At 33.6% G+C, this 11,350-nt stretch carries 12 protein-coding genes; 4 read left to right on the top strand and 8 right to left on the bottom strand.

Annotated elements, in window-relative coordinates:
• Positions 1–317 precede the first annotated feature (317 nt).
• Together IC221_RS23790 and IC221_RS23785 are read right to left on the bottom strand one after the other, a co-directional pair.
• Positions 318–521, bottom strand: a complete 204-nt coding sequence (locus tag IC221_RS23790; RefSeq protein ID WP_188171340.1) for a hypothetical protein — start codon at positions 519–521, stop codon at positions 318–320.
• 47 nt (positions 522–568) lie between these two features.
• On the bottom strand, positions 569–1,264 hold the full coding sequence (locus IC221_RS23785; RefSeq protein ID WP_188171339.1) for an SDR family oxidoreductase: 696 nt from the start codon (positions 1,262–1,264) through the stop codon (positions 569–571).
• Positions 1,265–1,405: 141 nt separating this feature from the next.
• Here IC221_RS23785 and IC221_RS23780 point away from each other — a divergent pair, with 141 nt between their 5' ends.
• The 3 genes from IC221_RS23780 to IC221_RS23770 all read left to right on the top strand — a co-directional run bounded on the left by IC221_RS23780 (position 1,406) and on the right by IC221_RS23770 (position 4,278).
• On the top strand, positions 1,406–1,816 hold the full coding sequence (locus tag IC221_RS23780; RefSeq protein ID WP_188171338.1) for a hypothetical protein: 411 nt from the start codon (positions 1,406–1,408) through the stop codon (positions 1,814–1,816).
• Positions 1,817–1,935: 119 nt separating this feature from the next.
• A complete protein-coding gene (locus IC221_RS23775) occupies positions 1,936–2,268 on the top strand; it encodes a hypothetical protein (RefSeq protein ID WP_188171337.1) in 333 nt (110 codons plus the stop codon).
• Positions 2,269–2,295: 27 nt separating this feature from the next.
• A complete protein-coding gene (locus IC221_RS23770; protein ID WP_188171336.1) occupies positions 2,296–4,278 on the top strand; it encodes a TonB-dependent siderophore receptor in 1,983 nt (660 codons plus the stop codon).
• 298 nt (positions 4,279–4,576) lie between these two features.
• On the opposite strand, the gene IC221_RS23765 is transcribed toward IC221_RS23770, so the two are convergent.
• Complete coding sequence (locus IC221_RS23765) at positions 4,577–5,491, bottom strand: WD40 repeat domain-containing protein (protein ID WP_188171335.1); 915 nt, start codon at positions 5,489–5,491, stop codon at positions 4,577–4,579.
• A gap of 539 nt (positions 5,492–6,030) precedes the next feature.
• On the opposite strand from IC221_RS23765, the gene IC221_RS23760 reads away from it, so the two are divergent.
• A complete protein-coding gene (locus IC221_RS23760) occupies positions 6,031–6,666 on the top strand; it encodes a 4'-phosphopantetheinyl transferase superfamily protein (protein WP_188171334.1) in 636 nt (211 codons plus the stop codon).
• Here IC221_RS23760 and IC221_RS23755 read toward each other — a convergent pair.
• The 5 genes from IC221_RS23755 to IC221_RS23735 all read right to left on the bottom strand — a co-directional run bounded on the left by IC221_RS23755 (position 6,657) and on the right by IC221_RS23735 (position 11,284).
• Complete coding sequence (locus tag IC221_RS23755; protein ID WP_188171333.1) at positions 6,657–7,691, bottom strand: phosphatase domain-containing protein; 1,035 nt, start codon at positions 7,689–7,691, stop codon at positions 6,657–6,659. The genes IC221_RS23760 and IC221_RS23755 overlap by 10 nt on opposite strands.
• A gap of 190 nt (positions 7,692–7,881) precedes the next feature.
• The gene (locus tag IC221_RS23750) at positions 7,882–8,280 is read right to left on the bottom strand and encodes a hypothetical protein (RefSeq protein WP_188171332.1); all 399 of its coding nucleotides are present in this window, start codon (positions 8,278–8,280) and stop codon (positions 7,882–7,884) included.
• Positions 8,267–8,824, bottom strand: coding sequence for an RNA polymerase sigma factor (locus tag IC221_RS23745; protein ID WP_188171331.1), 558 nt, complete (start codon positions 8,822–8,824; stop codon positions 8,267–8,269). The genes IC221_RS23750 and IC221_RS23745 overlap by 14 nt, the downstream gene beginning before the upstream one ends.
• 11 nt (positions 8,825–8,835) lie before the next feature.
• Positions 8,836–10,008 carry a hypothetical protein gene (locus IC221_RS23740; protein WP_188171330.1) on the bottom strand — a complete coding sequence of 391 codons (1,173 nt, stop codon included), beginning with the start codon at positions 10,006–10,008 and terminating at the stop codon, positions 8,836–8,838.
• Positions 10,009–10,120: 112 nt separating this feature from the next.
• Entirely contained in the window at positions 10,121–11,284 is a 1,164-nt protein-coding gene (locus IC221_RS23735) for a hypothetical protein (protein WP_188171329.1), read from the bottom strand.
• Positions 11,285–11,350: the final 66 nt, after the last annotated feature.

Below are 11,350 nucleotides of genomic sequence, written 5' to 3'. Positions count from 1 at the left end.
CAATCACACTACATAGCATTTATGAGTATGTTTTTGAGAAACCGATTAAAAGTTAACTTTAATTTTTAAATGACTTCGATGAATAAATCAATTTGTATTTAAGATGAATTGATTTTCAAAATATGAAAAATAAAACTGAATCTTCTAAGTACATCTCCAAAAAGTAAACAAAAAACGGTTTGAACTTTCATCCAAACCGTCAGCTTATTTCTTAGTCATATTCTTTTTAATGGAATTTGCAGTTGGTGGGGTCTGTTTTCAGGTTTATCAAATGGAGTCCCGTCTACATGCTTAGCCCCCATAAATAGCAATCCGCTCTAAAAATAGATAAGGTCATGATCCTTTGTAATTTGTCCTTCCTCTATTTTAAACATTGGAAATGCTTTTCCTAGAATATCTTTTTTGACATTATTCTCAAAAGGAGTCATCCCTTCAGGCAAGCCCATATTCAACATTTCGGCGGATTGTGGACTCAATGGAGTAACACCAAATCCTTCTCCTATATTTAAAAAAATACCCACGATTCAGATCATGGGTATATAGTAATGTACTTTACAATAAATGCTTGTTAGATATCTCCTAATTGAGGTCTAACTATCAAATCTTCTACCACAGCACTATCCGACAATTTATACGCAGACATCACTAAATCAGCAATATCTTCAGATTTCATAAAGCGGTCTTCAGGAAGATCTACCCCTGCCCAACTGTTGGTGAAAGTTGCGCCAGGCATTACTGAAGTCACCTTCACATTGTGAGGTTTCATTTCTTCTCTTAAGCACTTCGAAAATCCTAACATTGCATGTTTCGAAATAGAGTAAGAACCACCATTTGCATAAGCCATAAATGAAGCTACTGAAGCTATGTTGAAAATGTACCCCTTCTTATTGTCGATCATTGTTTTGATCAAACCTCTAGTGATATAATAAGTAGAATACATGTTTGTTTGCATCATCATTTCAAAAGCTCCTTCGTCTTCATCATGAATTGAGCCCGGTACAAAAACACCAGCATTGTTTACTAAAATTTCAATATCTTCTGATTGTTCATTTACAAACTCCACAAATGCTTTACACTCCTCTTTTTTAGAAACATCTGCAGAAAATGTCGCCACTTTAACATTGTGTGCATTTTCAACTGCCTCTTTCAAAGCCGATAGGTCTTCCTTGTTTCTTGCACATACTACAATATTTTTACCTTCCTTGGCAAATTTCTCAATGATTGCTCTTCCTATTCCTTTGGTCCCTCCGGTTACGACTACCATAATAATCTGATTTTAAGTGTTTTGATTTTGTATAACATCCAACTTTTAACATAACAAGTCAAAACGCATCATGTCAAGTGGTCTATATTTCTTAATTTTGAGTATCGAAACTAAATGAAAAAACTTATTTTACCTAATACAATGAATCGCCTAATTTTATTTTCAATTTTTAGCATACTATGTTCGGGTGCTTTTGCCCAAGAAACATCAATTGCAACCTCTGAATCGTACCAAAATTTCAGAACTAAAACACAAACAAATATCATATCTCTTTTTGATGGTAACTCAGAAAAAGCAATGAGTCGTATTGGTGATCTTTCTGTACTCAGTTTGAACAAGCAAGACCGAAAACAGGAGTCTAACATCAAAATTATCGTTTCGCAAATGCAAAACCTTCTCAATACTGAAGGTGAACAAGATTTTAAAAATATCAAATTCCATGGTGCTCAAAAATCAATATGTGATGGAGTTGAAACCGTGGAACTTATCAAGAACAACAGCTTCAAAATAGAAAACTTTGTGGCTTCATATCTTAACAAATATTTCAAATAAATTGACTTTACACACCCTAAAAAGTGTTTCAAAGTCACTGTTAATATGTGTTATCAGTTGATTAAAATTATATAACTATAACACTTTTTTCTCCTTACTTTGTGATGTAATTCAAGATCATGGGAGAAGAAGTATTTTTTAGTAGATGGACCAGAAAAGGCTATGCCGTTTTTAACTCTTTGAAAAAAGAGATCAGAATTGGTATGCTTGATATTCAACTTCATTTCCAATCACCTCAAATCATCATAGAAGGTCGTATTGCGAGAACCTTATTAATGACTGATGAAGAGACTGATTATCAAGCTATTTCTTCAGAATCAACTCCTGATTTTAATTCAATTTTAGTTTTTAATGAAGTTATTGTGAACAAAACTCCCAAATTGGGACCTTTGAACCATAACTTTGTAATATTTCAATACAATAAAGCACTGAATATAGATATAAACATCTAATATTCAGTGCTTTTTCTATTTTTAGGCATGAAAAAATACTACTCTAATTTAGTTGCATTCTTACTATTCTTCACGATTGGAACCTTAGGTTTCGCTCAAGAAAAAATGGAACAAGACAGTTCTAAGATTTCTTCGTACTATTTAGAAGAAGTGGCTGTAAGCTCAGGTCGTGTTCCTCAAGTATATTCTGAACAGGCTAGAATTATCACTTATATCAATGCAGAAGATTTACAAGAAATGCCTGCACAAAGTTTTGATCAAGTACTGGGTAATGTAGCCGGTGTGGATATGCGATCACGTGGACCTTTTGGGGTTCAAGGAGATGTTAATATTCGTGGCGGTTCTTTTGACCAATCATTAATCATGTTGAACGGCGTCAATATGAACAATCCTCAAACTGGACACCTCAATTTATTTGTTCCAGTGGATATGGAAGCGGCTTATGCGGTTGAAGTATTGGAAGGTCCTGCCTCTAGAGTATTTGGTGCCAATGCATTTACTGGAGCTATCAATATTCAAACAAAACCTCTTGATAAAAATAATATCTATTTACATGCATTAGCTGGTGAACATGGGCTTAAGAAATATACAGGAAGAGTTAACTTAACTTCAGGTAAAACACGTCACTTGATTACTGCATCACATAAAAAATCAGACGGCTACATTGATAATACTGACTTTAATGATGTAACCGCATTCTATCACGGCAGTTATGATGTAAAAGGTGGTACTTTTGATTTAACAGCTGGTCTTTCTGATAAAGGTTTTGGTGCAAACTCTTTCTACACTCCGGCTTACCCTAATCAGTATGAAAGAAATAAATTGTATCACGGTTCTTTAAGGTTCACTAATAACGGAGCAATTAAAGTTAGCCCTACAATTTATTGGAATAGAACATACGATAGATTTGAACTGTTCAGAGAGAACCCAGCTTCTTGGTACACTCACCACAATTACCACCAAATGGATGCGGCAGGTGTGAATGTTAATACTATCATTCCTTCAAAACTTGGTGTTACTTCAATTGGTGTTGATGCTCGCTATGAAGGTATTTTAAGTAATGTGCTAGGAACTCCTCTTGACAATCCAATTGGAATTGATGGTGTAGAAAACACTCAATATACTCACGGAAAAGAAAGATATAATTATAGTCTTTTCTTAGAACACAATATTGTATTAGGGAAATTCACTGCATCAGCAGGCTTAATGTTCAATTACAACACTCAGTTAGCAGAGTCGAGTGATGGTTTTGATATTTTCCCAGGTGCAGACCTTTCTTACCAAATTAGTGAAAGTTCTAGAATTTTTGGTACTATCAATACAGCAATGCGTATACCTACTTACACTGATTTATATTATGATGGGCCAACAAACGTGGGTAACGACTCTTTAAAAGAAGAAAGAGCAACAACTATTGAATTGGGATACAAGATTGAGAAAAAAGGTTTTTCTGGTAGTGCTTCCGTTTTTAGAAGATATGGAAAAAATATCATTGACTGGGTAAGAACAAGTTCTGATGATCAATGGCAAGCACAAAACCTTACTTCATTGACCACTTCTGGTTTGACATTAAATGCAGGCCTGAATTTCAGACAAATTTTACATGAAGAAGCTTTCCTAAAAAATATCCGCTTCTCTTACATCTATTTGAATGTAGATAAGGAAGCTAGTGAGGATCTAATTTCAAACTATGTATTAGACCACCTAAATCACAAAGCCACTATGGGTATTTCACATCATTTATTCTTAAAGAATTTAAATGCTGATTGGCAATTGGTTTATCAAGATAGAAATGGTACTTACACTGCATATAATCCTGAAGGTACGGGTGTTGAAACGCCATATGATCCTTTCTTTACTGTTGATTTAAGAATCAGTTACACCTGGAAGAACCTATATTTCTATGGTGAAGGAAGCAACCTATTTGATGTACAATATAACGATATTGGAAATGTACCTCAGCCAGGAAGATGGTTGAGAGCTGGTGTAAGAATGAACTTGGATTTCTAATCCGATTACTTTTCACTTATTAGTGTGAATAGCCACAATGTCTAAGAATTAGCGTTGTGGCTTTTTTATTGCTCAATTTTGAGCATAAAAAAACGCCTCGGCAATACCAAGGCGTTTATTATTTTTCGCTCAAAATAATTAAAAGCTTTACTTTTAATTAAAAGTCTTTATGACAATATATGTCGTAACATATTTGTTTTTTGCTATTTCTATAATTTAGAATATTGTTACGTAAAAGTAGAGACTCTGGGCAAAGGAGTCAATACCCATAAAGAGGTATTTTTCACAAAAATTCACCTTATAATCCCTTAATTTTCCATGCTGAAGCCGAATGATCGTCTGAAACTGAAATTACAGTGTCTTCTCCAACCCAAGAAAGACGATTGACAGAGGTACCATGACCTGCATGCCTCGCCTTATCTACAACTTTAAGCAACCTCCAATCTTCAGTTCTCCAGATTTTAACGGATTTATCTTTACTACAAGTCGCAAAGTATTTTCCGTCTTTTCTGAATACGACATCATTGATGGTATACATATGTGCAACAATATCCTGTTGTGTTTCGACAAAGCCATCTAAATTCCACACCCTTAAATGTGCATCTCTACTCCCACTCACTAAAAATTGTTGGTCAGGTGTAACTGTAAGTGCAAATACACTATTGGAATGCCCTATTAATTCTCTTACCTCCGATAAGTTTTCCATGGTATATCCTTTAATGGTATGATCACTGCACCCTACCCAAACATTTTTCCTTTTTGTATCAACAGCTACGGAACGAATTGATTTTTCTGAGACCTTTACTTTCTTTGTAATAGTCCATGTTGGTAAATCAACAACATATAACCATCCATCACCAGTACCCACAAACAACTCGTTTTCGAAACGTTCTATTCCAAATACAGCCTGATCCGTTAACTTCAACGATTTTAACTCTTTACCAGAAGAAATATCTAACAAGTGAATTCCATCACTGTTTTGACCTACCACCAATAATTTTTCTTCTACTAAAGGACACATCGAATATACTGTATTGGGTACTTTGGCAATGAGTTTACCTTTATCAGGGTCATCCAATTGCCATTCTACCACAAATCCATCTGCGCCAGCTGTATAAAACTTTCCTTTATTATCAAAGTGTATTACACTGTATAATCCGTCTTTATGACCTCCAAATGTGGCCAATTTTTCTACTTCTAAAATCTGTCTCATCTTGAAATTTAATTGTAGTAAGTGCAATGTAAACTAAACTATCATCAACTTTTAATCGACCTTTCAATAAGCATTTATAGGATCAACTTTCAAGCTTCCTTCTTCTTCATTTTTGTCTTGAAACAAAAACGAAGCAAAAAATTCAAGGCTTAGAAGTCAAAAGCTAAATTCCATTGCTCTCGCCTAAATGATTTTAAACTCGCTAAAGCTCAAACAAGAAAATCATTTTTAACGGCTCAATTCATGAAATTCTTCACGCTTTTCCCTTCAAGGCCGAGGGAAGAAGTACCAAACGAATTGGGTAGAAAGTCCATTGGCGCGAATGTTAAGCGATAGCGTCATTCGTGTCCTACAGATCAGCAGAAATCTCCTGATTTCTAAATACCATTAATCTTCGAAAACTTAGTTTACATTGTAGTAAGTTACATTACAAAATTAAACACACTCTAACGAAATGTACCTTATTTTTGCTCTGCTACTTAACAAATATCTTACTTTTTTGTTTCATTTATTCAATACGCTTCCTATATCTTTGCGAAATGGGTATCGTTAAACATGAACATCTAACAGAAAACATCTCCTATTTAGTATGGGCAATTGAGGAAAGTGAAGAAGAACTTTTAGCTTTTCTTGAAAATACCAATTGCAATTTTGAACATATTAAAAACCAAAAAGTAAGGTTGGAAAGTATTGCTGCAAGGGTTGCTTTACAACATTTACTGGAAGACAGTCCTGTAGATTTCAAAGGGATTAAAAAAGAGGAAAGTGGAAAGCCTTCGTTAATTAATGATGAGTATGGTATTTCTCTTTCTCACTCCAAAGGATTTGCTGCTGCCATTATTGACCGCTCACAAAAAAACATTGGGATTGATATCGAAAACATTCAACCTAAAGTGCTTCGCTTAATTCCTAGGTTTGCGAATGATGAAGAGCTTGCTTTTGCCCAAAATCATGAAGAAGATCCTGCCAATGCGACTCAGATTTGGACAATCAAAGAAGCAATTTATAAGGCTTTTGGAAAGCTAAATATTGAATTTAAAAGTCAAATTAAAACGGTTTTTGAAAATTCAATCCCAAAAACAGCAATGATCAAAGTACAAAAAGGTGACTTTGTCGAATACAAACTTCAACTCGAAGAATTAGAAACCATTAAAATCGCTATCGCTTATTTATGAGAAAAGAAATTTTCGTCCTTTAAACTTTGACGCTTGTACCAACGTCTCTCCAATCGCATCGCTTCTTTAGGGTCATGAAAAATATGGAAAGGAATGTCCAATTCTAATAACTCTTTCTTGATTTTCAACATCTCAACATCCTTTTTCCCAGAAGAAACATCACGAATCATAATACCCGAAATGTTCTCAGGAAATTTCTCTGCTATAAATTTATAGGTGTATGGATCTCTCTGTCCACTATCCCCTATCAATAAGAATTTACTTTTTGGAAACTTATCGATCAAATAAGAAATCCTATCAATTTTATGTTGAGATTTTTCTAAACCAATGCCAATTTTCTTTCGATTAGAAATAAAGTCTTTCCAGTTTTTATGATACCTCAGGTAGATAGGGCCTTTTGGGAACTCTCTCGTTGTTAAAAACAATTTGATGATCCAAAATAAATTCATTTCACTATTCGAAACATAAAAAAATGATGCTCCTTGGGCTTTCATTTCGTTATAAAACTTACTCATTGCTTTCACTTCTTTTCTCTTGAAAGCATGTCTTACAATGGTTTGAGGAATACGTTTTAAAAATGATGTAGCATGGGTAATCAATACGGTATCATCAATATCTGAGATGACCATATATTTTCTCGATTCTGAAATCCTTTTTATCCCTCCTTTTGAAATACTGGGTAATTTAATTTTTTGGGTTAAAGCTTTATCTAAATAAAATTTTAATGATGTATTGAGCTCCTTGTCCGTATAGTTTTTTTCTAAAGTAAATTCTGATCTAAAATACCCATTCTCATCTAAACTAATCTCAAAAACTTCAGTTTCAATTTTTGCATAAATATGTGCTTGTGTAATAGGGTTTTGACTATACAACTTCCACAAACGAGATACATGCCTTCTAAAACCTTCAGGCTTTTTAGAAAGATCAAGTAGTCCTGTTTTAAAAATAAGTAGCTGCCCTTCTACAGAAAGGATATTTTTATGCTCAAAACCAATTAAGGGCAGTAAAACCGTTGATTTACTCAAAATGAGATGAGATTAAAATGAAAAATGCTAAATACACCTTGAATCTAATCTATTTTTGCTAAATGTGCATTATTTCAACCTTTAAAACAGGATAAAATATAAAAGGAAAAGTTAAGAGTAAGACCTTCAGCCTACTCTTAACTTGCATCGTTTCATTCATGACATCTAAGTATTGAATGAATGTCTAGCTCTACAAATTAACCACAAGTCCCTTGGGATAGTTCTCTTCAGAAAGGGGGGTACTTTGTTTTGTAACTTCCTGTTTTATGGGAATCTCTTTTGAATTTTGAGTAACAAAAAACTGAACAGAAATACTTAATAACACGCCTATTACAATTGCTGCAGCGGCTTTATAGATCGGAATAGATTGCTCTAAAAACAGTGCTTTTTTATGTGATTTAGGTTCTAATGGAGGTATAGCCATCGAAATACCATCATTCACATTTTTAAATTCGTGCACCATTTGATAATTCTCTTGGTACTCCTGTTGTGTCATAACTTTGAGTACCTCTTTTTTCTCTTCTAAAGTCAGTTCCTTAAAACTTTTTTGAGAAAAAAGTTCAAATAATCTATCTTCAAAATTTTCCATTGTATTCTGTTTTAAATTCCTTCATTTTAGATCTCATATTTTTCATGGCATAGAATAACCTGGATTTCACCGTACCTTCACTACAATCCATCGTTTCTGCAATTTCTTGAATACTCAAATTGTCCAAGTATTTTAATACAAACGTTTCTCTATGCAACTCACTCAATGTATTTAATATCACATTCATTCTTTGGAGTTGGTCTACTTCATTGTTGGTATCAAAAAGATCTTCCTGTATAGAAGGTTCTGTATTCTCCTCTTTAGTATAGCGATCCAACTTCCTTTGTTCATTCAACCAATTATTTTTGGCAATCACATAAAGCCATACTTTAAAACTCTTCTTTGTGTTGAAAACATAAGACTTATTTAAAACTTTCAAAAAAGTGCTCTGAGCAATATCTTTCCCCAATTCCATATTACCACTTAGCCAACCAAGATATTTAGCCAGTAGTACAAAGTATTTGTGGTATAAAACTTCGAACGCTTTGGTGTTATTTCTATCTATAAATTGAGTCATTAACTCTTCATCTGTCAAGTGATTCATTGGCTAGAGGATTATTTATACCAAGACTCAATTTCAGCTTGTCTACCACTTTTCACTGCAATCTGATGCATCAAATGAGCATATTTCTCTGACTTTTCACCCTGCTCAATTGTATTATAATGTTTTTTCAACTTGTTCATGCCTGGAATATAAGTAGCGTTGAGGTACTTCTGAATGATGGCATCGTGTGGATGAAACTGAAAGTTCGTATTCAAATAATCAAGGTTATATCTATTTTCAAAATTATCAATAGCCAATGATAAATTATCCAATGCTTCTTCACTGTATTGAAAAACTACTCCTGTTAAATACATATTCTCTTTGATTCCCATTTTCTCAAAAAGTTGTATATCAGTTCCGCAACCAAAATAGATTTGATAATCACTTTTAGATTCTTCAATAATATGACCTATGATAGCATTCTTAAACTCTGCCATATTTGAAAATTCACCCAATTCTTTAGTATACTTTTTAATCCCTAAATGCTGACATACTTTATCTCTATAGTTTTTATGATAACCCAATAACCACTCGTTGATGATCATTGCATTCTCCCCTACATTTTTCACCAATTGTAATACATGCCTTGGCAACGTATCCATATCACCATGTGAAAAAATAATTGACTTCCCTCTCGTTGACACCAATACATTATGATTCCAGAGGTAGGCTTGGTTAGAATACACGTTATTTTCATAGATTTTTAGGGCCACTTCTTTTGCATCATCCCATTCTTGATCGATTATATACCTTGTCAAAAGGCCCTCATAAGTTTCTATTCGGTTAGGATTAATAACATATGCTTTTTTGAGATAATTAAAGGACTTCTCTTTATCATCTGTATTGACACTCTCCATCAAAAAATACTCATATTTCTGACCAATATAAGATTTTGATTTATTGATGATAGGCTGAAGTTTTTTGAAAGTGATTGCTCTATCGTTGTTCCATGATTGCTCATCGCTTCTTTGGTAAAACGCACGCATTGCTTTGTAATAATTGTACCAAGCAGCAGCATTTTGAGGTTCTGAAGATGTTTTCGCTTTCCAAAGTTTGGATTGTTGCTCATAGTATTCTCTTGTCTTTGTTTCCTTTGCAATACCTAGTATTTCTTGAGCTTCTTGTGCATACGAAAATGAGGAGATCAAAATGAAAGTGAAGAGTGCTATAAAATTCTTTTTCATGTGTAAAAAATTAAAGTTGATTTGTCATAGTACACATGGGAAATTGAAAGGTTCAATTGTTAGAGAAAAATTATAAAAAAAACTGTAAAGTCTCCCTTACAGTTTTAATTTGCTATTCTGTGACAACCAGCCAAGGAATATTAAAATACCCTTTCAGGTAATAAACATTGACTGTGTTTCCAGATTCCATCTGTTCGTAAAATTCTTCCGAAACGGTGACGGTTTCTGGTTCTATTTGATCTCCCCATGGAGTCAACTCAAATTTATACGTTGTCGTTTTACCTGTATGGACGGTCTTTTGTATTATTTCAGCTTTATAATTGATCGCTTCACTCTCATCATAATAACAATTTGTTGTAACGATGGCTCCACCGCTATACATCAAAAAGAACAGCGCAAGACCAAATAAAGCTCCAATATGCTTATTCTCTTTTAAGTTAAATTCATTAGAAACTGCTAAACTAGCACCTAATAATAGTAATGCTATGACTACGAATGGTACCCAAAAATTACTATAATCATAGATATTAAAATCAAAATAGGCTCTACCCATCAATCCTATCGATGGTGCTAAAATAGCATAATAAATAGTCGGATAAGCACTCCCTTTTTGTTCATTAATTCTGATTAAACCTTTAAAGAAAGGAAGAATTGCAAGTGCTATTAATGGAGTCAAAATTGAGAAAATAATACACAACTCGTACGGTTCTGAAACAAATAAGGTATATACCCCAACTCCACCACCAAAAATATTAATTCCAGTAGCTACCTTCTTAGCCAAGCCTAGTTGTTCTTCTCTTTCTTCAACATTCCTTCCGAAATCTTCACTTGATAGAATCTCTTGTGTTTCAATTTCTTTACTCAGCTCATCCAAATCTTTAAAATTGGAATAAAGCCACTCAAATATTTCTTGTCGTTTTTCAAGAGATTTTCCGAAACGGATTTTCTTATACGTTTTATCTTTTGGCTCGATGTAAGTGTATTTGTCATCAGATCTAAATCCCAAAACTTCTGAAATAGGAATATCACGATTGGACAAAAAGGAACGTTTACCGATACTCGTATTCGTAATAATTAGTTTACTTTTAGCCGTATCAATAATTCCCACTGTCATTAAAATGATCATAGGTACTGAGACCACTCCAAAAAACAACATTGCATCTTCATCAGGATGTAATATCCCATACCCTAATACAAATAAAAAAACAATGTTCATTAAAGTGGCTGTAACATAGATAAAAATTGCCCACCCTTTTGCTATTCTATATTCTCTCATAGTAATAAATGCTTTAAGTTTAGTTTGCGATAAAAGAAGTTCAAAAATAGTAGAAATTAGTAAAAA

The sequence above is a fragment of the Flammeovirga sp. EKP202 genome, from assembly GCF_014534745.1.
Taxonomy (GTDB): domain Bacteria; phylum Bacteroidota; class Bacteroidia; order Cytophagales; family Flammeovirgaceae; genus Flammeovirga.
Note: the sequence above shows the minus strand (reverse complement) of the source record. Positions and strands in the feature narration are given on the sequence as shown.